Here is a 21,821-nt window from a genome sequence, read left to right on the forward strand (position 1 = left end):
TATGATGAGGTCTTTATATTCTGGTGTTTCTGGGCTTCAGAACCATCAAACAAGAATGGATGTTGTTGGTAACAATATTGCTAATGTAAATACAATTGGCTTTAAAAAGGGAAGAGTAAATTTTCAGGATATGATATCACAGTCTATTTCTGGAGCTTCTCGTCCTACTGATGCTCGTGGTGGTACTAATCCTAAGCAAGTTGGATTAGGTATGAATGTTGCCTCAATTGACACTATTCACACCCAAGGGGCTTTTCAAAGTACTCAAAAAGCATCTGATCTTGGGGTTAGTGGTAATGGATTTTTTATTTTAAAAGAAGGTAAAAATTTGTTTTATACAAGAGCCGGTGCTTTTGATGTGGACTCTGATCGACATCTTGTAAATCCTGCAAATGGAATGCGAATTCAAGGCTGGATGGCAAGAGATTTAGAAGGTGAAAAGGTTATCAATACAGCTTCTGATGTTGAAGATCTGATTATTCCTATTGGAGATAAAGAGGGAGCAAAGTCTACTACAAACGTTACTTTTGCTTGTAATCTTGATAAGAGATTGCCCTTAATTCAAGAAGGTGCAAGTCCTGCAGATATTGCACGTGGAACTTGGGTTGTCAATAAGTCATTGTATGATAGTTTTGGAAATGTTAGTGTTCTGGAGCTTAGAGTTGTAAAAGATTTAAATACACCTAATTTATGGAATGCAACAGTGTTAATAAATGGTGAGCAAAATTCAAATTTTACACTTGGGTTTGACAATGAAGGAGCATTAGCGTCTTTAAATGGTCAGCCAGGCCAAAAAGGAGATATTCTTCAAATTCCTATAACATTTAATGTTTTAGGCGCAAATGTAGGTGAAGTTGGTGAGCAGCAAACTGTAAATTTGAAATTGGGAACAGTTGGAAGTTACACTGATTCAATCACTCAGTTTGCTGATTCTAGTAGCACAAAGGCTATTATTCAAGATGGATATGGTATGGGATATATGGAAAATTATGAAATTGATCAAAATGGTGTTATAGTTGGCATTTATTCAAATGGTATAAGGCGAGATCTTGGCAAAATTGCTCTTGCTTCTTTTATGAATCCCGGAGGACTTGCAAAATCAGGAGATACTAATTTTGTAGAAACAAGCAATTCAGGTCAAGTTAGAATAGGCGAAACTGGACTTGCTGGACTTGGTGATATTAGATCTGGTGTTTTAGAAATGGCTAATGTTGATCTTGCAGAGCAGTTTACAGATATGATAGTGACCCAAAGAGGATTTCAAGCAAACGCTAAAACTATTACTACTTCTGATCAATTGTTGCAAGAACTTGTAAGATTGAAAAATTAATCTAAGATTGTTTTTTGGCATATGATTTTTGTAACTAAGCTTAATGGTGATGGATATTATTTAAATCCTTGTCATATTGAAAGTATTGAAGCTAATCCTGATACTACAATTCTTCTTATGAACGGTAAGAAGTTAATTGTGAAAGAAAAAGTTGAAGAGGTGGTAAATAGGATTAAGTTGTATAGGAAAGAAGTTGCTTCTTTTGAAAAAATTTTAGGAGAAGAAAATGGGGGCGTTGAATTATGAATTTAGCTAGTATAATTGGCTGGGGAGTTGGATTTGGAGCTATTTTAATTTCTATGGCATTTACCCCCACAGGGCTTGGTGTTTTTTGGGATTTAAGCTCTGTTTTTATTACTGTTGTTGGATCTTTTTCTGCTCTTATGGCTTCTTCAGAAGTTATTGCTGTAAAAAAAATTCCAACGTATTTGGGATTTTTCTTTAGAAGAAATTCATATGCTAAGATTTCTATTATAAAAATATTAGTAGAGCTTTCAGAAAAGGCTAGAAAAGAAGGTCTTTTATCTCTTGATGATGAGCTTGAACAAATTAATGATCCATTTTTTAAATCAGGAATGAGGCTTGTTGTTGATGGCGCAGATCCTGAGGTAATTAGAACTATGCTTTATCTAGAGCTTGATCAAATGCAAGAAAGGCATAAGGTTGGTTCAGATCTTTTTAAAACTTGGGCAAAGCTTGCTCCAGCTTTTGGCATGACGGGTACCCTTATTGGGCTTGTAGCTCTTCTTGGTAATCTAGAGGATAAGTCTGCGCTTGGTTCTTCTATGGCTGTTGCTCTTATTACAACTCTTTATGGAACTATAATGGCAAATTTAATGTTTACTCCTGTTCAACTTAAGTTGGAGAAAATTGATTCTGAGGAAGCTGCAGTAAGGACAATGATAATTGAGGGTGTTTTATCAATTCAGTCTGGAGATAATCCTAGAATTTTAGAGCAAAAATTAATGACGTTTTTAACCCCCAAAGATCGAAGTCAGCTTAGTAGCAGCATTGGGGGTGAATAATGGCTTTGCGAATTAAAAAGCCCTCAAAATGTGATGATGGAGCTCCAGATTATATGTTAACTTATGGAGACATGGTTACTTTACTGCTTGTATTTTTTGTTACAATGTTTTCATTAAATGATATTATTTTTCAAGAAAATGTGATAAGGATAATGTCTGCTTCTTTCACAGGAGCGGGATTTTTTAAGGGTGGTAAAACCTTGGATTTTAGTAAATTATCTTATTTGAGTAATAGTTTTATGTCTCTACCTTCTACTGTGCGCAATAAACAAGCATCTCAGACTGCTAAAAATAAATCTATGATTGAATTTATTGAAAAGATTCAGTCTAAAAATATTGTAGTTAGACAAGAAGAAAGAGGTATTGTGATATCTCTTGCAGCAGATGCATTTTTTGATTCTGCTAGTGCAGATGTTAAGCTTGAAGAGAATAGAGATTCCATTCAAAAAATAGCATCTTTTATTGGTGTTTTAAGTTCTAGAGGCTATAATTTTAAAATAGAAGGGCATACAGACAATATTGATACTGATGTAAATGGACCTTGGAAAAGCAATTGGGAGCTTTCGGCTGCTAGATCTGTTAATATGCTAGAACATATTTTGAACTATTTAGATCAATCTGATGTTAAAAGCATTGAAAATAAGTTTGAGGTATCTGGTTTTGGTGGAAGCAGGCCTATTGCAACAGATGATACTCCTGAGGGCAGAGCCTATAATAGAAGAATTGATATATTAATTACTACTGATGCATCTTTAAGCTTTCCTAAAGAAATTAAGCAGTAAGTAATTTTTTTAGCTGTAAAGAGGAAATTAATAGGAGGAATTTTATTATGCCTAATAAAGACGATGAAAATTTAGATATGGGGGATTCCAATGTTAGTAGAAAAGGTGGTTTATTGCCCGATATTATAATAAAAATTTTACAGATACTTGCAATAGGAATATTTACTGTTGCAATAATGATAATTGTTTCGTATTTTGTGTCTAAAATGGTGGTAAGTCAAAGTGGAGCTCCTAGCGATTTTCCAGTTTTTTCTAATGAATACTTAGGAAAGCCACCTATGCTTATATGGTATGAAAGTATAGATGAGATTAGAGGTAATACTTTAGATGTTCCTCCAAAAACTTTTGTTGTAAAGCTTGCTTTAGGGTATGCAGAGAATAATGTTAATATTCTCAATGAGCTTGGAAGGCAAAAAGTGCGCTTAAAAGATATTATTAGAGAATATTTTAGCCAAAGAACTGGCCAAGAAATAAAGAATGAAAGTCAAATAAAAGCAGAAATTAAGGCAAGAATTAATAGTATTCTTAGAAATGGAGAAATAAAAGAAATCGCATTAACCCAAATTGATATTTTTGATATGTAATAAATTTAAAGGAATTTTAAATGGCAAATAATCCAGGAGCTTTATCTCAAGATGATATAGATAGTCTTTTAGAGTCTATTAACTCGTCTGAAAGTTTATCCTTAGACGAATCCCTTTCTAATGTTATATCTAGTCCAACAGGCAAAAAGCAAAAAGTTAAGGTTTATGACTTTAAAAGGCCAGATAAATTTTCAAAAGAGCAGGTTAGAACGGTTTCAAGTTTTCATGAGGCATTTGCCAGGTATACTACAACCTCACTTTCTGCTTTGTTGAGAAAAATGGTTCATGTTCATGTAGCCTCAGTTGACCAATTAACCTATGAAGAGTTTATTAGGTCAATACCCAACCCTACAACTTTAGCAATAATAAATATGGACCCTCTTAAGGGATCTGCTATTTTTGAAGTTGATCCAACTATAGCATTTGCTATAGTAGATAGGCTTTTTGGGGGAGATGGGGATACGATTAAAGATAAAAGCAGAGATTTAACAGAAATTGAGCAGTCTGTTATGGAAAGTGTTATTATTCGTATACTTGCCAATATGAGAGAGGCTTGGTCTCAAGTGGTTGATTTAAGACCAAGATTTGGGCATATTGAGGTCAATCCACAGTTTGCTCAAATAGTTCCTCCTACAGAAATGATTATTTTAGTAACTCTTGAGGTTAAAATAGGAAAAGTAGAAGGACTTATGAATTTTTGTTTGCCTTATATTACTATAGAACCTATTGTTTCTAAATTATCAACAAGATATTGGCATTCTTTGATTGGGGTTGGAACTACTAGCGAGAATCTTGATGCTTTGCGTGAAAAGTTGGAAAATACAGCAATGCCTTTGGTAGCAGAAATAGGGGAGGTTAAACTTAAAGTAAGAGAAATTTTATCGCTTGACAAAGGCGATGTTTTAAATCTTGAATCTTCTCTAATAAATAAAGATTTGACTTTAAAAGTTGGTACTAAAGAAAAGTTTAAATGTAGAATGGGTTTAATGGGGAATAAAGTTTCAGTGCAAATTACAGAAAAAATTGGAGATATAAAAGGTTTTGATTTATTAAAAGAGCTTACAGAAGAGGTTGAGTGATAGTTGTTTTATTTATTAAACTTAAATTATTAAGAGGTTGAATTATGAGCGTAGATGAAAAAAGTGCTAATGGAGAAAAGCCAGAAATAAAAGGGGTTAAGCTTCCCGATTTAATTGACACTTTACCGGAAGGAGTTGATCCTAGTAATTTTGGGCTTTTAATGGATGTTTCTATGCAGCTTACTGTAGAACTTGGAAGAACAGAGCGCAAAATAAAAGACATACTTGGAATGTCTGAGGGCACGATTATTACTCTTGATAAGCTTGCTGGTGAGCCTGTAGATATTTTAGTAAACGGTAAAATAGTTGCCAGGGGAGAAGTAGTTGTAATTGATGAAAATTTTGGAGTTAGAATTACTGAGATAATTAAAACTAAAAATGAATAATAAATTTTTATTTTTAGTTTTAATAACGTTTTTTAATTTTTTTGCATATGCTAATTCACAAGAACGGCTAAATTCAGAATCTGCTGGTTTGGAAAATGAATCTAGTTTACCAATTTTTGAAGATGATAAGGCAAATTTTGATAACAATGGTAGTACTCAGCCAGTTTCTCTTTTCAATGTTTCGGATTTGGTTAAGATAGTTTTATTTTTACTTATTGCTTTTTTTATCTTTTTCTTATTAAAGAAGTTGATTTTTTATTCAAAAAAAAGCAAATATGAACAAAATTCTAATTTAATTAAGGAACTTGTTTTTTACGAGATAGATGTTAAAACCTCAATAAGAATTATAAACATATTAGACAATGTTTACATATTGTTGGTTTCTAGCAATTCTTCTACGGTGCTCAAAGAGATTAAATCTGAAGAAGAGCTTGAGGATTTAAAACTTAGGCTTGGCAAAATTAATGATTCTGCTAAGAAAGATTCTTTTCAATCAATCTTTAAGAAAATTTTACTCAAAAAAGAAGAAATTCCTTTTTCTGGGAATGATTATGTTAAGTTTGAGAAGAAAATTGAGACTTCACTTAAGGATAAACAAGATAGATTGAAAAAATTTTAGAGGGTTTATTTTGAGAAAGTGTTTTAATTTTTTTTTATTTTTTAGTGTAACAAGCTTATCTTTTGCTCAAACAAAATCTTTACAGACCACCAGTGGGCTTAATTTTCCGTTTTTAAATTTTGAGAATATTGGTGGTTCAGAGATAGCTTTTTCTTTGCAACTTTTAATTCTATTAACCATTATTACTCTTTCTCCGGCGTTTTTAGTTTTAATGACTTCGTTTTTGCGAATATCCATAGTTTTGGATTTTATCAGGCGTGCTTTATCTCTTCAGCAATCTCCTCCTACTCAGATAGTAATGGGATTGGCTTTATTTTTAACCATTTTTACTATGTGGCCAACTTTTAATTCTATATATGAACAAGCTTATTTGCCCCTTAAAGAGTCAAAGATAAATTTTGATGAATTTTATAACAAAGGAATTGCTCCTCTTAGAATTTTTATGTATAAGCAGATGTCTGATGGGCGTCATGAAGAGATTAGATTATTTATGAGTATGAGTAATTATAAAAGACCAAAAAATTTTAGCGAAGTGCCAACACATGTTTTAATTGCAGCTTTTATTTTGCACGAGCTTAAAGTAGCTTTCAAGATGGGAATTTTAATATTTTTACCTTTTATAGTTTTAGATATTATTGTTGCTTCTGTTTTAATGGCTATGGGTATGATAATGTTGCCTCCTGTAATGATATCTTTGCCTTTTAAGCTTATTCTTTTTGTAATGGTAGATGGCTGGACTTTAATTACTAGTGGTCTTATTAAAAGTTTTATGTAAGGTTATATATGACGGCAGGACACATTCTTTATTTAATTAGAATTTCTATTGAAAACATTATTATTTTATCAGCCCCAATGTTGATTATAGCCCTTATAGTTGGTCTTTTGATTTCAATTTTTCAAGCTATTACTTCAATTCAAGATCAAACCTTGAGTTTTATTCCAAAGATTATTGTTATACTTTTAACTATTGTGATTTTTGGTCCTTGGATTTTGAATAAGCTTATGCAGTTTACTTATATGATTTTTAGTCAATTGCAAAATGTTTAGTTTATGATTAATTGTACTATTGGGATAAAATTTTGAATTTGAGTTTTTTGGTTTTAAAATCTTTTACAATTTTACCTGTGTTGGTTAGAATTTTTATGTTTTTAAAATTTTCTCCATTGTTTTCAACAATAAAAATTGGATATTTTAATTTTTTCTTTTCTTTGATTCTCTCTGTAATTATTGTTGAAAAGATTCAAATTATTTATCCTTTAGACAATATGCTTTCTTTTACGTTAATTTTATTAGGAGAGGCTATTTTGGGCCTTATTCAGGCATTTTTTGTTAATATAATTTTTAATGTTTTTCATTTAGTTGGATTTTTCTTTTCTAATCAAATTGGGCTTGCTTATGCAAATATTTTTGATGTTTTTTCAGAAGAAGATAGCATGATTATTTCACAAATTTTTGTTTATATGTTTTTGCTTTTGTTCTTATCAAGCGAATTTTTACTTCGGTTTTTTGTGATTGGCATACATGATTCTGTTTTAAATATTAGGGTTGAACATTTGGTTAATATGAGAAATTCAGAATTTGTCAAGCTTTTGCTTATGTCTTTTGGATTTCTTTTTGAAAAAGCGCTATTAATTTCGTTTCCAATATTATCTTTGCTTTTACTTTTTTATCTAGTATTGGGAATACTTTCAAAGTCATCGCCCCAGATTAATTTATTAATAATTAGTTTTTCAACTTCGCTATTTTTAGGGTTGTTAATTTTGTATATTGGATTTCCAAGCTTAGCAATATCTGCAAAAAGAGTTATTGAACTTTCCCTAGATTCTCTTGCTAGTTTTTTAAAATTGTTTTCTAGAGTTTTAAAATAATGATAAAAGATGAATTTTTGATTAAAAGTTGGTATATTCCTCTTGATTTTTTTTCTGCAGATGATGAGGGAAGAACCGAATTACCTACTGACCAGAAAAAGCAAAAAGCAAGAGAAGAAGGACGGGTATTAAAGTCAGTCGAAATTAATACCGCTGTTAGTCTTTTATTGTTATTTGCATTGTTTTTTTTCATGCTTTCGTATTTTACTTTAGATTTAATAGCTGTTTTTAAAGAGCAGGCCAGTAAGCTTCCTGAAGTTATGCATATGAGTATTTATGCTATGGGTTTTGCATATATTAGATCTATCATGGGTTATGTTGTTTTGTTCTTTTTTGCAGCATTAGTCGTTAATTTTTTTGTCAATATTATTCAAGTAGGCTTTTTTATTACTTTTAAGTCTTTAGAGCCAAAGTGGGATAGAATTAGTTTTAATTTTTCCAGGTGGGCAAAAAATTCTTTTTTTTCAGCAGGGGCTTTTTTCAATTTGTTTAAAAGTTTGTTAAAAGTTGTTATAATATGCTTGATATATTATTTTATTATAGAAAACAATATAGGCAAAATTTCTAAGCTTTCGGAGTATACACTCCAGTCTGGGATTTCTATTGTGCTAGTGCTTGCCTATAAGATATGTTTTTTCTCAGTAATGTTTTTGGCAATTGTAGGGGTATTTGATTATTTGTTTCAAAGGTCTCAGTACATTGAGAGTTTGAAAATGACAAAAGAAGAGGTAAAGCAGGAAAGAAGGGAAATGGAAGGTGATCCTTTACTTCGATCTAGATTAAAAGAGAGAATGAGGATTGTTTTAAATACCAATTTAAGAGTAGCTATTCCTCAAGCAGATGTGGTAATTACAAATCCAGAACATTTTGCAGTTGCTATTAAGTGGGATAGCGAAACAATGTTAGCTCCAAGGGTGCTTGCAAAAGGTCAAGATGAAATAGCTCTCACAATTAAAAAGATTGCAAGAGAAAATAATGTTCCTTTAATGGAAAATAAACTACTTGCAAGAGCTCTTTATACTAATGTTAAGGTTAACGAGGAGATTCCAAGAGAATATTGGGAGATTGTTTCAAAAATTCTTGTGAGAGTATATTCTATTACTAAAAAGTTTAATTAGAGGTTCTATTGTTGGATGCTAGAAAAAATTCTATATTAGGGTATTTGGGACTTAATAATAAGTCCGATTTGATAATTTCGGTCGGTTTAATATTTATTGTTGCTGGATTTATTTTGCCTCTTCCTGCAGTTATTTTGGATGTTTTGATTACGGTTAATTTAGTAATAAGTCTTTTAATTATTTTAATTGTTCTTTATTCTAAGAGATCTCTAGATTTCTCTGTTTTTCCCACATTGCTGCTTGTGATGACTATTTTTGGGCTTGTTCTTAACATTTCTTCTACTAGGTTAATTTTAACTAAGGGTATAAATTTTGATGGACAAATGATAAGGACATTTGGGACATTTGTTGTGGGCAGTTCTGGAATTCAAGGACTTGTTGTTGGGTTTATAATATTTATAATAATTATTGCTGTTCAATTTGTTGTAATTACTAAAGGAGCAACAAGGGTAGCTGAAGTTGCAGCTCGGTTTGCCCTTGATGCACTTCCTGGTAAGCAAATGGCCATTGATTCTGCCTACAGCTCTGGAAATTTGACAGAAGAAGAGGCTACAAGGCAAAAAAGTGATTTACAATCAGAAGTCAATTTTTATGGTGCAATGGATGGAGCTTCTAAATTTGTATCAGGAAACGTTAAGGTTGGATTTTTAATAACCCTTATAAATATTCTTGGTGGTTTGTTAGTGGGAATAACTTTGCAGGGTCTTAACTTTAGTGAAGCTCTTAATAATTATGTTTCATTGACAGTTGGTGATGGGCTTGTGTCTCAATTGCCAGCTCTTTTAATTTCAACGGCTACGGGCCTGATTGTTACTAGGTCGATTTCAAAAAATAGTTTTGGTGGCGAGATTTTTGAGCAATTCACAAATCATTTAGGAATTTATTGGATTGTTTCTGGGTTTTTATTTTTTTTAGCTTTTCTTCCTGGATTTCCAACCTTAATTCTTATTTTTTTAAGTTTGGTAATTGCATTTTTAGCTTATTCTCTTTCAGGAATAAGACAGAAAGAAGAAATAGATAAAAAGATGAAACTTGAAGAAGAGCAGGCTTCAATTTATTCAGACAAAGATGTTGCCCCTGTTGTTCCGCTTGATCCACTGGCTCTTGAGATTGGATATAATCTTGTTCCAATAGTTGATGATACAAAAACCTCTGAACTACTTGATCGTATTGTTAAGATAAGGCGTGAGATTGCATTTGAATTTGGAATAGTTGTGCCTAAGATTAGAATAGTTGATAATATGCGACTTGAGCCCAATGCTTATTCTTTTAAACTAAGAGGAGTTGAAGTTGGGCGAGGCGAGATTAAGCTTGGTAAATTTTTGGTGATAAATGTTGGAATTGATTCTGGAATAGATGGAGATCTTGTTAAAGATCCTTCGTTTGGACTTCCTTCTCTTTGGGTAAATGATGATGGGCGAGAAACTGCTGAAAAATTAGGATATACTGTTGTAGACCCTCCTTCGATTATTGCTACTCATATGACAGAGCTTATTAAAAGACATTCTTATGAAATTTTGACTCGTCAAGATGTTCAAAATACTCTTGATGTTTTTAGAAAGGATTACGGAGCTATTGTTGAGGAGGTTCTTAAGAATTTTTCAGTTGGGGAGATTCAAAGAGTTTTACAGGGTCTTTTAAAAGAGCAGGTTTCAATTCGTAATTTGGTTACAATTTTTGAAACAATTGCAGATTTCACAAGTATTACTAAGGATATATTTTTCTTGATTGAAAAATGTAGGCAATCAATTGGAAGGCAAATAACTAGTGGGTATTTAGATTTAAATTCTGAGCTTAATGTAATAACTTTAAATCCCGGTTTTGAGCAAATAATAATTGATTCTCGTGTAGAATCCAATCACGATCTTATAAGCTCAATTGATCCTAATTTAAAAACTAAATTTATTTATGAACTTTTCAAAATTGTAAACGAAGTTCAAGTAGAAGGGTTTTATCCAGTTGTTCTCTCAAGTGAATCGTCAAGGCCTATGATAAAAGTGATAACAAGTAGAGAGATCCCAGATCTTGTTGTTATGTCTGTTTTAGAGGTTCCCCAAAATATTAAAGTTAATGTTCTTAAAACAGTAGAGGTTGAAGAATAATATATGGTTCAATATTTTACAGAAAAAGGTCCAACTTATAATGAAGTCATAGAAATAATTAAGAAAAAATATGGTAAGAATGCTAGGGTTATGACTTATAAAACCGTTCCTCATGGAGGGATTTTAGGTTTGTTTAGCAAAGATTGGGTTGAAGTTTCAGGTTATGTTAGGTATGACATTGGCAATCAACAGATTAATATTGAAGATGAAAAGCGAAAGATTCTTCAAAGCATTAAAAGAGAAGAAAATTCTTCAATTGAAGATGTGCTTAAAGAGGTTAAGTCTCTTAAAACAGAACTTGCTCATAAAAAAGAAAATATTAATCATCCAACAATTACAAAAATTGAAGACATTTTAAGAGAAAATGATTTTTCTGAAAACTATATTAAAGACATTAACGAGTTTATTAAGAGAGAATTTAGTTTGTCAGATCTTGATGATTATGAGAGGGTCAGAGAGGATGTTGTTTTATATATCGCAAAGACAATTAAATGTTCGGGATCTATTATTGATAATCTTAAGAAAAGGGTTTTTATTTTAGTTGGTCCAACAGGTGTTGGAAAGACTACCACAATTGCAAAACTTGCAGCAATTTATGGTATTAATGGAGAATCTAAGAGTTTAAATATTAAAATTATTACTATTGATAATTATCGTATTGGAGCTAAAAAACAAATTCAAACTTATGGTGATATTATGGGCATTCCGGTTAGAGCAATTGAGTCTTTTAAAGATTTAAAAGACGAAATTACTGATTCAAAGGATTTCGATCTTATACTTGTTGATACAATTGGCAAAAGCCCTAAAGATTTTATGAAGCTTGCTGAAATGAAGGAACTTCTTAATGCTTGTGGAAGGGATGCTGAATTTCATTTGGCTGTAAGTTCTACTACCAAAACATCAGATGTCAAAGAAATATTTCACCAATTCTCTCCTTTTAATTATAAAACTGTGATTTTTACCAAAGTGGATGAAACCACTTGTGTTGGAAATTTGATAAGTTTGATTTATGAAATGAAGAAAGTAGTTTCTTATGTTACGGATGGGCAAATTGTTCCTCATAATATCAGTGTTGCAGAACCACTTACTTTTATTAGAAGAATAAATGGCTACAGAATAAGCGATGATTCAGAGTTTATTAAGAAGATAAAAAGTAAATCTTATTATTAAGGAAAGTTATAATGGAAGATCAAGCTCAAAGTTTGAGAGATATGATGAGATTAAATGGTAAATTTAATTTTTCAGTTGATGAGAAAGTTCAAAACAGTAAAACAAGATTTATTGCTGTTAGTAGTGGCAAAGGCGGTGTTGGTAAAAGCAATATTGCAATTGGACTTGCTCTTAAATATTCTGAGCTTGGCAAAAAGGTATTAATACTTGATGCTGATATTGGAATGGCTAATGTTAATATTTTGCTTGGAGTTATCCCCAAGTATAGTATATATCATATGATTGCTCAAAGTCGTGATATTAGAGAAGTAATAACAAAGACAGAGTACAATATTGATCTTTTAGCTGGTGCTTCTGGTACAATGGAGCTTTTAGATCTCTCTGATGTTGATGTTAATAAATTTATAAAAGAATTATTAAAAATATATGAATATGATATAGTTGTAATAGATACTAGTGCTGGAATTTCAAGGCAAGTTATTTCGTTTTTACTTTCTAGTGACGATGTTGTTATTGTTACTACTCCAGAACCTACTTCGATTACCGATGCTTATGGAATAATAAAGGTTTTGTCTTATAAGATGGAGAATTTAAAAAATTTAAGACTTATTGTTAATAGAGTAGCTAATGTTAGTGAGGCTAAGGGAGTTGCTAAAAAGGTTATAGATATTTCAGGGCAATTTTTAAATTTAAATATTGATTATTTGGGTCATATTTATGAGGATCAAAACATTAGAAGTTCTGTTTTTAAGCAAAAGCCTTTTGTTTTGGTAAATCCAAATAGCAAAGCTAGCTATTGTCTTGATTCTATTGTTGCCATCCTTGAGGAGGTTTCTCTAGATAATAGAAAAAGAAGAGGGGTTATAGGTTTTATATTAAGATTTTTTGGTGTGGAATAAGACATTATGTTTGTAAGCAGGGAATTAAAGTATATTTTATTAACTAGTGTGTCAGCATTGGTTATTTCGGCAGTTTTAGGCCTGTTTTGTGGCTTATCATTTTTTACAATTTTAATTAGATCTTTTTTGCAGTTTATATTTTTTTTGGTTATTGGACTTTTAATTGAGTTTATCTATAAGAAATATTTATCAAATCTTTTTTCAACGGAATTGTCTGGCGATATAGAAAATAAACTTCAAGATGATAAGAAGAGTGTCAAGGATTTTAAAGAGAATCTTGATTTTCAAAATAAAAATTCTCTTTATGAGAATTCTCAAAATAACAGTAGTAGTGTTGATTTTATAGAAGAGGTTAAAAAGTATAAATTTGATACTGAAGACATGGGTAGGGGGAGTGACAAAAATAAAAAAATTTCATTTATTGAAGAGAATGATCCAAAAGTTGTTGCAGATGCTATTAAAACTTTAATGAGCAAGAAGGAATAAATATGAATGACAGGGCCATAAATTTTTCTGAACTTTGTGATAAAATGCGATCTTATTTGGAAAGAGAAAGTCATGTTGATTTGATGGAAATAGAAGCAGATACTCTTGAAGAGGCTTTAAATGATGCTTCTTTGGAGCTCTCGGTGCCCTATAAAGAATTAGACTATGAGATTTTGTTAAAAGGTAGTAGTGGTATATTGGGATATAGGAAGAGAAAATGGAAAATAGTTGCCTATAGGAATTCTTTTAGCAAGCCTAAGGTATCTCTTGATTCGAAAAATGATTCAGGAAAAGAAGAGTTGATTTCATTAGATGGTGAATTTTTTATCAGGAAATCTTCAAAAGGTGTATTTCTAAAGGTTATCTCACCAAAGGGACAAGGAATTCCTATTAAGTATCAAGATGTTATTTCTAAATTAGAATTACATAGCAATATTGAAAATTTCAATATAGACATTGTGAAGGGTATAGTTGAGAATGCTAGTGGATATTATGAAAAAATTGCTGATTTTGAATCTGATCCTTCTGAAAATGTTACAATGATGGTTCAAATATCAGAAAATTCAATGTCAGTTACCATTGAATTTACCGTGCCTGGAATTAATGGAGCTGAAATTTTTGCACAAGATATTTTTAATATTCTTAGAAAATATGGAGTAATAGATATTGCAATACTTAAGGATAAAGTAGCAAAATTTGTGGATTATCCTGTTTATGGTGAGCCTGTTGAACTTGCAAGAGGGCTAGAGCCAGTAAAGGGCAAGGATTCTTATATTGATTTTATTGTTGATGAAAATAATAGGCTTGGTGAGTATGAGGTTTCAAGCATAGGATTTAGAAATGTAATTGAAGGCGAGGAGTTGGCCAGAATTATTCCTTTTGGTAAAGGTGTAGATGGTTATACCGTTTTTGGCAAAGTTTTAAAATCAGAGAGTGGGCAGGATATTGATTTTATTTTGGGTGAGAATACTTTTAGAGATGGTTATAAAATTCGGGCAAAATGTAATGGGTACATGTCTGTTTCAGATGGTGTAATATCTGTTCATAACATTTATTTAGTCAAGGGTGATGTTGGACCTGCTACTGGGGATATAGTAAATAATGGAATGGTTCTTGTGCAGGGTAATGTTTTAGATGGATACAATATTATGGCCAAAAGTGGAATAGAAGTAAAAGGACTAGTGGGTCGGTGCAATTTAAAAACGGATGGGTCTATTATTTTTCATAGTGGTGTGAATGGTAAGGGCGATTCTAAAATTTATGCTCGGGGTAATGTTAGGGCTAAGTTTTTAGAAAATGTTACTTTAAATTGTGGCGGGGAAGTTGAAGTTTTAAGAGGTATTGTGAATTCTTCAGTTTCTTCTAAAAAGAGAGTTCTTTGTATCGGTAAAAAATCAAAAATAGTTGGTTCTAATGTTTATGCCAAAGAAGAGGTTAGGGCTTATTCTATAGGTTCTGATAGAAGTTGTGAAACTTGCATTGATGTTGGCTATGATCCTGAAATTAAAGATTTACTAACTAGGTTTACTAGTCATCTTGAAAAGATTGAAAAGCGATTAGAAGTTTTAACTAAAGATATTGTTGCTTTAAAAAAGAATATTGTGTTTATTACAGATAAGGCAGAAAAATCCTTAAAGATTGATAGTTATAATGAATTTGTTAATGAGAGTAAAATTCTTAGAACGGAAATAAAAATGATAGAGGCTAAACGAATTGATTTGCAAAATGAGCTTGAAAATACTAAGATAGAGGGTAAAGTTTCTGTTGAAAATATAGCTTGTTTGGGCGTTAAGCTTTATATTAAAAATGCTTTTTATGAGCTTTCAAAAGATTACAGCAATGTTACTTTTGTAGAGGATGATAATTACATTAAAGTTATGACCTATATCCCTTTTAAGTCTAGGTGAATGATCTTTTATATAAGGATTTGTATATGGATACATTTGAAGTTTTTAAGATGTCTGTTGTTGGATCTTTTAAAGCTAGACAATTTTTAAGTGAAAGTGAAAAGCGTAAAAGATTGAAAATTAATCAAAATGCTAGATTTAGATTTTTAAGAGATTGTCATATTGATTCTGAGGTTAGCAATGTATGTGTAGTTAGCAAGGTTGAGGATAATTATTTGTTTTCGTTTCCAGTTAAAAAAAATAAGAATGAAGAGAAGGTAATGCTTAGTTTATATTTTGATAAATTTGAAGATCCTGAAATTGGCAAAAATGTTAATATTAAGAGATAAAATGTTTTAGGACTTTTATATGTTTATTGTTTTTTATCTTATTTTAATTATATTTATTTTTATATATTTTCATGTGTATGTTAATTTGAAAATAAAATCTAATAGCATACTTAGAAAGTTCAAAAGTGAGGTAGATAAAACAATTATTGAAATTAATCAGGCTACGGATAGAAACATAAATATTATTGAAATAAAAATTGAAAGTTTAAATAGAATCATTAAAGAAGTTGACGAGAGAATTGAAATTCTTGATCAGAGGTTGTTAGGGTTTAACAACACTATTCCTGGGAATAGTCCTTCTAGTTTTGGATCAAAAAGTGATGGAATTTATAAAAGCAGTTTGGATTATTCTATGCCTACTATTGAAAAAAATATAATAAAAGAAAGTTATAATGTTCGCAATCAGATTATTTTACTTCATGAACAAGGTATGTCTTTTGAAGCTATTGCTAAAAAGTTTAAGTTAGATCTAGGTGAAGTTGAGTTAATTATTTCAATACATAGGGGAGGTATTCATGAAAAAATGGATAGGTATTGATCTTGGGACCACAAATACTGTGGCATCGTATTTTGATGTTAGTTCTAAGATAATATTAAATGAAAGGGGGGAGCGAATGACTCCTTCCATTGTTTCTTTCTCAGATAAGGATGTTTTTGTTGGAAGCACCGCTAAAAATCAAATATTAGTTAATCCTCAAAAAACATTTTATGATTTTAAGACCAACATAGGTTCTAATAATTTTTATAAAGTAGATGGCGAATTTTATAGAGCAGAATATATTTCAGCACATTTGCTCTCTAGTGTTAAAAAGAACGCTGAAAAATTTTTAGATGAAGAGATTGAAAATGCTGTAATAACAGTACCCGCATATTTTTCTGAGATTCAAAGAAGATGTGTTGTCGAGGCTGCAAATATTGCTGGTTTGAATTGTAAGGCCATACTTAATGAGCCAACCGCAGCTGCTATTGCTTATGCCTTTGAAAGACAGATTGATGGAATTTTTCTTATTTACGATCTTGGGGGTGGAACTTTTGATGTAACTCTTATGGAAAAACAGGGCGACACTTATACTGTTCTTTCGGTTAAAGGGCAAAGTCGACTTGGAGGTAATGACTTTAATAAAATTATTGAAAAGCATGTTTTAGATAGTTTTAAAAGTGAATATCCTGATTTCAATCTAGAAGATATTTTTCTTTTAGAACAGCTAAGAGAGAGAATTGAAGAGGGTAAAAAAAATTTGTCTGTTGTGGAAGAGGTTGATATTACTTTGCTTTTCCTTGATGGTAAGCATTTAAATTATAGTCTTAAAAGGGATGAATTTAATTCAATGATAAGTGAATATATTGACAAAACTATTCAGCTGTCTATGGAATGTATTGCTGATTCTGGGGTTGATATTAGTAGTGTTTCAAAAATCATACTTTCTGGTGGTTCAACAAGGATTCCCTTGATTGAAAAAGTTTTAAAAGAATCCTTTCCTTCTGTTTCCATTTTAGATGCTTTAAACCAAGATGAAGTTGTAGCTATTGGTGCAGGTATTCATGCTTTTAGTCTTTCTGGAAATGACTCTGTTATCAAGTTTAAGGATGTGACTCCTTATTCTCTTGGACTTGAGATAAAGGATAATGAATTTTTTACCTTAATAGAGAGAAATACTGCTTTGCCAATTTCTAGGAGTAAACTATTTACGACTGTCAATGATTATCAAGATGAAATTGAGATTCACATACTTCAAGGTGAATATAAAAAAGCCTCTTTGAATTATTCTATAGGTAGGTTTTCCTTTGGCAATATTCAAAAAGCTTTAAGGGGAATTCCCAAAATAGAGGTACTCTTTACTTTAAATGAAAGCGGTATTTTAAGTGTTAATGCCAAAGATTTAGAGACAAATTCTTCTAATTTTATTGAAATAAAAATTACAAGTTCATCTGACAATGTAGCAAAAGAAAGTCTTTCAAGTAGTTTTACAAGTATTATTGATTAAAAACCCAAATAAACAAAGATATTTTTTTAAAAGTAATAAATTATTTTTCCCAATATATTGTCAATTTTTATAAGTCCGTAATCCCTTGAGTCTAATGAGAGCTGCTTATTTTCTCCTATAACTAAATAGTGGTCTTCAGGAATTTTTTTAGTATTTTTTTTTAAAATATTTTCATCTATTTTAAAGTTTAAATCATGTATGCATATTTTATTTTTTTCTATTTGTTTAAATTTTTCTCCTGGAATTGCAAAAATTTTTTTAATGGCAATTTTGTTTGTTATAGGGTCTGCAATAAGTACTATTTCATTTTTTTTGGGGTTTTTCCATAATAGAAGGTATTTTTGACGTTTTTCAAGCCTAATTCCATATGCAAATTTGTGATTTACAATCCAATTTTTTTCAAATATTGTTGGGGTCATTGATTCGCCTTTTACTATGTAAAATGATAAGAATAATTTTATTAGGGTTATTAAAAATAAGCAAGCGGCTAAAATCGACGCTAGTTCATATTTGTGAGCTTTAAATATTCTCATAACTTTTAAAGTATGCTTTCATTCAAATGCAATTTTCTATTGTATAATGAAATAGCATGTTATGATTATACCAAAAAAAAAGCAAAGGGTAGAAAAACGTAAAAAAAATTTTTTATTCAATAGTAAAAAGAATGCCAATTTTGAATTAAAAGATTTTGCCAATATTAGAAATATTGGCAAAAGAAGAAAAAAAGTTTTCAAGTTTAAGAACTTTTTTAAAAAAAAAATCAATTTTTTTAAAAAAGTTTCTTTATTTTTTTATAATCTTAAAATACAAAATATTAATCATTATGAATATAAATATTATTATAAGAGCTTGAGAGAGAAAGTTTTTGATATCTTTAGTATAAAATTTGATTATAAGCTTGTTTTTAAGCTTAATGCAATAATCTTTGTTTTTATATTAACATTTTATATTAATATTTTTTCTTATTATGGTTCGTATGTTTTTTTAAATAGGCTTTCTTTGCCTAAAGATTATTTTATTGATACATTTTTATATTATAGCGATCAAGATGTAGTTCAAATTAGTAGTTATTTACCTGAATCCAATGTTTCTGCAAATGTTTCTGGATTTAAAAAAAATTTTGTATTAAAGGTATTTGATCATAAAATTAAGCCTGGAGAAACGCTTTCACATGTTGCAGCTAGATACCAAATAACCAGTGAAACTTTAATTTCTTTTAATGAAATTAAAGATGTAAGAAATATTAAGCCAAATTCAATTATTAAAGTTCCTAATATGAAAGGAATTGTTTATGTTGTTAAAAAAAATGACTCTATTTCATCTATAGCTAGTGCTTATAATGTTCCCAAGGTTGATATTTTAGATTCTAATAATCTTGATAATGAAGTTTTATTTTTAGGGCAAAAATTGTTTATTCCTGGAGGAAGATTGTCCAAAGATTTTTTAAAGGAGGTGTTAGGAGAAACCTTTATTTATCCTGTGCAGGGTGTTATTACCTCAGGATATGGTTATCGACCAGATCCTTTTACAGGAGTTATTAGTTTTCACAATGGAATAGATATTGCAAATTTAGCTAATACTCCTATTAAATCCTCAAGAGAAGGCATTGTTGTAACTATAGGATTTAATGCGGGAGGGTATGGGAAATATATTGTTATTTCTCACAGCAACGGATTTCAAACTTTATATGCACATTTGAATTCTTTTGCCGTTAAGGTTGGGAAAAAAGTTTCAAGAGGGGCGGTAATAGGCTATATGGGAAGCACTGGTTATAGCACAGGCAATCATCTACATTTTACTATTTTTAGGAATGGCAAAACTGAAAATCCTATGAAATATTTAAGATAATGTTTTTTATGTGTATTTAGATATGTTAATTTTTTTAAGTATTTGAGTTAGTTTTTTGCCTTCTACTAGATCAATAAGCCTTCCTTCAATCATTTGTTTGGCCTTTAAAGAGAATTTTGATGGAGCAATACAGAGTCCTTTTATTTTATTTTCTTTTATTTTTGAAATGAAATCTTTTAAGAATAATTCACCAAAAGTATCTTGCTCTGTTCTTACAAAACGTACTATTAAATTTTCTTCCCATTGATTGTTAGCTAAGTGAAAGTTTATATCAATAAATTGTGTTGTTATTTCATTTATTTTAGAATCTCTTATTTGAAATTTATTTAAATATAGTTTTAAAATAATTTCATTTGCTATTTTTTCAAAATTTTCTTTTGAACTTCGCAAATATATTCTTAAAGCTATGTTTTCGTTTAACCTTTTGCTAAATGCTAGTTTTTCTTTAATATTTTTGTAATTTGGATCAATTTCTTCAACCTTGGTAAAAGCTTCTGTAGCTTTTTGATAATTTTCAACAGAGATTTGGAGCTCTCCAAGATTATAAAATAACTCAAGAAAAACTTTTTTAGGCAAGTCAGGTTTTACTTTTATTATTTCTTTAATATTTTGTTCTAATTTTCCTAATTCTTTGTTTTTTGAATAAATTTCAGATGTAATCAATAAAGCCTCGTAAATCAGTCCGTCTTGTTGTTTTATTTTGTTGGCAATCTCTATTGCTAGATGATCTTGATTCATTTTTGATAAAGACTTAGCATATGCCAAAAGAGCTTCAATGTCGTTTTGTATATTTTTTTTTATATTGTTAAATATTATAACAGCTTGTCTATAGCTTTCTAGATTAAATAAAGTTATTCCCAGGTGTTTTAGGACATCTTTATTATTTTTGTTAAAATTGTAAACTTTTTTGAGATAGTATAGAGCTTCTTTATACATTTCATTTTTTAAGAATGCTATAGCAAGATAATAATTTGCATCTTCATCTGTTTTTTTTATCAGAAAAGCTTTCTTTAAATATTCCAAGGCTTCTCTATTAAAATTTCTTTTAAGATTATAAAATCCATAGCTTAAAAAAGCTTTAAATGTGTTTATTTCTTGACTTATTGGGTTGTCTTCTATTAATTGGCATAATTTTTTTGCATATTTTATGCCATTTTCATAGTCTTTATTTTTATAGTAGTAGTTATTTAAAATTTCAAGGGCACCTATTTCGTTTGGATTTGTTTTTAATAAGGAAATTGCCCTTTCGATTAATTTTCGTGTTCTCTCATCATCTTTTTTGATTTTACCTATAGTTTTACTTACTGTAAGTTTTAATGCTATTTTAAAAAATAAAAATACTAAAATAAATACTGTCAATGAAGAGATTACTATAAATAGTGACAACACTTGTATTGCTCCTAAATTAAAAATATCCCATTAATTTGCATCATCATAGTTACTTTTAATAAAAGTTATTTGCTTAAAATAAAAGTAATTTGTAAGTTGAATATCGCATTATTTATATTATATTATAGTTATAATAATAATGATAACTATAATTAGTGCATAAGTTTGATTTCAATAAAATTAACGAAGCAAAGAGGTTATGATTTTTGAAAGGGTTTTTAGCGATAAAATTATCTAATAATGAGTATTATTCGGTTTTAAATTTAGATGATAGTTCTGTTAAGAGAATAATATTGGGCAAGGTTGCAGGTGATACCAGTATTAAGTTGAATTTTTATGTTAGTGAATATGAAGATTTTTCAGATCCTTTTTTGGTTGGTTCTTTTTTCTTGGATAATTTAAAAAAGGAAAGTTCGAGTGTTAATGTTTATTTTAAAGTTATGGATGAAATACTTTATGTTTATAGTGAGTCTGATGGGATTCAAGATAAATCGAAGTTTGATTTGAGCCTTGTAGATTTTAGTCAAACTTTTAAAAAAGGACCTAATATTGATAACCACCTTTTAAATGATTTTAAAAGTGACATTGGCAATAATTTATCTGTTGAAAATTTGGGTTCTAAATTTGATTTAAATTTTGAAAAAAAAGATGATTTTGTCAAAAAAGATGTTTCTGATATAAGTATGACTACTATTAATTCTTTAGATTTAAAAACCGAAAAAGATCAAAAAATTGAGACAAATGATTCAGATTTTGAAGGTTTTGATGATAATGACGACGATAGTCATGTTGATTCTAAAGAGCTTAATTTAGAAAATAAAAAAATTGAGACAAATGATTCAGATTTTGAAGGTTTTGATGATAATGACGACGATAGTCATGTTGATTCTAAAGAGCTTAATTTAGAAAATAAAA

General features: G+C 30.0%; 24 protein-coding genes. 22 read left to right on the forward strand and 2 right to left on the reverse strand.

Annotated elements, in window-relative coordinates:
• Position 1: 1 nt before the first annotated feature.
• Genes flgE through HNP67_RS02935 form a run of 20 tightly spaced genes read left to right on the forward strand, consistent with a single transcriptional unit; the run spans position 2 to position 17,669 of the window.
• Positions 2-1,330 carry a flagellar hook protein FlgE gene (gene flgE / locus HNP67_RS02840; protein WP_184124763.1) on the forward strand — a complete coding sequence of 443 codons (1,329 nt, stop codon included), beginning with the start codon at positions 2-4 and terminating at the stop codon, positions 1,328-1,330.
• 21 nt (positions 1,331-1,351) lie between these two features.
• Positions 1,352-1,576, forward strand: coding sequence for a flagellar FlbD family protein (locus HNP67_RS02845; RefSeq protein WP_184124764.1), 225 nt, complete (start codon positions 1,352-1,354; stop codon positions 1,574-1,576).
• Positions 1,573-2,355 carry a motility protein A gene (locus HNP67_RS02850; protein WP_184124766.1) on the forward strand — a complete coding sequence of 261 codons (783 nt, stop codon included), beginning with the start codon at positions 1,573-1,575 and terminating at the stop codon, positions 2,353-2,355. Before HNP67_RS02845 ends, HNP67_RS02850 begins: the two co-directional genes overlap by 4 nt.
• Entirely contained in the window at positions 2,355-3,137 is a 783-nt protein-coding gene (motB, locus tag HNP67_RS02855; RefSeq protein WP_044054945.1) for a flagellar motor protein MotB, read from the forward strand. Before HNP67_RS02850 ends, motB begins: the two co-directional genes overlap by 1 nt.
• Positions 3,138-3,184: 47 nt before the next feature.
• Positions 3,185-3,721, forward strand: coding sequence for a flagellar basal body-associated protein FliL (gene fliL, locus HNP67_RS02860; protein ID WP_002556878.1), 537 nt, complete (start codon positions 3,185-3,187; stop codon positions 3,719-3,721).
• 20 nt (positions 3,722-3,741) lie between these two features.
• Positions 3,742-4,800 carry a flagellar motor switch protein FliM gene (gene fliM / locus HNP67_RS02865; RefSeq protein WP_002656446.1) on the forward strand — a complete coding sequence of 353 codons (1,059 nt, stop codon included), beginning with the start codon at positions 3,742-3,744 and terminating at the stop codon, positions 4,798-4,800.
• 44 nt (positions 4,801-4,844) lie between these two features.
• Positions 4,845-5,186 (forward strand): flagellar motor switch protein FliN, encoded by a 342-nt coding sequence (gene fliN, locus HNP67_RS02870; protein WP_184124768.1) that lies wholly within the window; start codon positions 4,845-4,847, stop codon positions 5,184-5,186.
• Positions 5,179-5,805 (forward strand): flagella biosynthesis regulatory protein FliZ, encoded by a 627-nt coding sequence (locus tag HNP67_RS02875; RefSeq protein WP_184124770.1) that lies wholly within the window; start codon positions 5,179-5,181, stop codon positions 5,803-5,805. The genes fliN and HNP67_RS02875 overlap by 8 nt, the downstream gene beginning before the upstream one ends.
• Positions 5,806-5,815: 10 nt before the next feature.
• The gene (gene fliP / locus HNP67_RS02880) at positions 5,816-6,580 is read left to right on the forward strand and encodes a flagellar type III secretion system pore protein FliP (RefSeq protein WP_184124772.1); all 765 of its coding nucleotides are present in this window, start codon (positions 5,816-5,818) and stop codon (positions 6,578-6,580) included.
• A gap of 8 nt (positions 6,581-6,588) precedes the next feature.
• On the forward strand, positions 6,589-6,852 hold the full coding sequence (gene fliQ / locus HNP67_RS02885; protein ID WP_002556873.1) for a flagellar biosynthesis protein FliQ: 264 nt from the start codon (positions 6,589-6,591) through the stop codon (positions 6,850-6,852).
• 32 nt (positions 6,853-6,884) lie between these two features.
• On the forward strand, positions 6,885-7,673 hold the full coding sequence (gene fliR / locus HNP67_RS02890) for a flagellar biosynthetic protein FliR (protein WP_184124774.1): 789 nt from the start codon (positions 6,885-6,887) through the stop codon (positions 7,671-7,673).
• Positions 7,673-8,791, forward strand: coding sequence for a flagellar biosynthesis protein FlhB (gene flhB / locus HNP67_RS02895; RefSeq protein ID WP_184124776.1), 1,119 nt, complete (start codon positions 7,673-7,675; stop codon positions 8,789-8,791). Before fliR ends, flhB begins: the two co-directional genes overlap by 1 nt.
• An 8-nt stretch (positions 8,792-8,799) precedes the next feature.
• Positions 8,800-10,893: a flagellar biosynthesis protein FlhA gene (flhA, locus tag HNP67_RS02900; protein ID WP_184124778.1), complete on the forward strand. Its 2,094-nt coding sequence runs from the start codon at positions 8,800-8,802 to the stop codon at positions 10,891-10,893.
• 3 nt (positions 10,894-10,896) lie between these two features.
• Positions 10,897-12,063 carry a flagellar biosynthesis GTPase FlhF gene (flhF, locus tag HNP67_RS02905; protein WP_184124780.1) on the forward strand — a complete coding sequence of 389 codons (1,167 nt, stop codon included), beginning with the start codon at positions 10,897-10,899 and terminating at the stop codon, positions 12,061-12,063.
• An 11-nt stretch (positions 12,064-12,074) separates the two neighbouring features.
• Positions 12,075-12,962 carry a MinD/ParA family protein gene (locus HNP67_RS02910; RefSeq protein WP_184124782.1) on the forward strand — a complete coding sequence of 296 codons (888 nt, stop codon included), beginning with the start codon at positions 12,075-12,077 and terminating at the stop codon, positions 12,960-12,962.
• Between the two features lie 6 nt (positions 12,963-12,968).
• Positions 12,969-13,448 carry a hypothetical protein gene (locus tag HNP67_RS02915; RefSeq protein ID WP_184124784.1) on the forward strand — a complete coding sequence of 160 codons (480 nt, stop codon included), beginning with the start codon at positions 12,969-12,971 and terminating at the stop codon, positions 13,446-13,448.
• Positions 13,449-13,450: 2 nt separating this feature from the next.
• A complete protein-coding gene (locus HNP67_RS02920; protein WP_184124786.1) occupies positions 13,451-15,355 on the forward strand; it encodes a FapA family protein in 1,905 nt (634 codons plus the stop codon).
• Between the two features lie 26 nt (positions 15,356-15,381).
• Positions 15,382-15,684, forward strand: coding sequence for a hypothetical protein (locus HNP67_RS02925; protein WP_184124788.1), 303 nt, complete (start codon positions 15,382-15,384; stop codon positions 15,682-15,684).
• Between the two features lie 19 nt (positions 15,685-15,703).
• Positions 15,704-16,222, forward strand: coding sequence for a DUF6115 domain-containing protein (locus HNP67_RS02930; RefSeq protein WP_184124790.1), 519 nt, complete (start codon positions 15,704-15,706; stop codon positions 16,220-16,222).
• A complete protein-coding gene (locus HNP67_RS02935) occupies positions 16,200-17,669 on the forward strand; it encodes an Hsp70 family protein (protein ID WP_184124792.1) in 1,470 nt (489 codons plus the stop codon). Before HNP67_RS02930 ends, HNP67_RS02935 begins: the two co-directional genes overlap by 23 nt.
• A gap of 26 nt (positions 17,670-17,695) precedes the next feature.
• Here the strand turns inward: HNP67_RS02935 and lepB are convergent, their stop codons facing one another.
• Entirely contained in the window at positions 17,696-18,202 is a 507-nt protein-coding gene (gene lepB, locus HNP67_RS02940; RefSeq protein ID WP_184124794.1) for a signal peptidase I, read from the reverse strand.
• A gap of 61 nt (positions 18,203-18,263) precedes the next feature.
• On the opposite strand from lepB, the gene HNP67_RS02945 reads away from it, so the two are divergent.
• Positions 18,264-19,517, forward strand: coding sequence for a M23 family metallopeptidase (locus HNP67_RS02945; protein ID WP_184124796.1), 1,254 nt, complete (start codon positions 18,264-18,266; stop codon positions 19,515-19,517).
• Between the two features lie 6 nt (positions 19,518-19,523).
• Here HNP67_RS02945 and HNP67_RS02950 read toward each other — a convergent pair whose 3' ends face one another.
• Positions 19,524-20,906 (reverse strand): tetratricopeptide repeat protein, encoded by a 1,383-nt coding sequence (locus HNP67_RS02950; protein WP_184124798.1) that lies wholly within the window; start codon positions 20,904-20,906, stop codon positions 19,524-19,526.
• Positions 20,907-21,112: 206 nt separating this feature from the next.
• Here HNP67_RS02950 and HNP67_RS02955 point away from each other — a divergent pair.
• Positions 21,113-21,821 (forward strand): hypothetical protein (locus HNP67_RS02955; protein ID WP_236845722.1); only part of this gene is annotated, 709 nt, incomplete at its 3' end.

Origin of the sequence: Borreliella californiensis, from assembly GCF_014205885.1 — a bacterium.
GTDB lineage: Bacteria > Spirochaetota > Spirochaetia > Borreliales > Borreliaceae > Borreliella > Borreliella californiensis.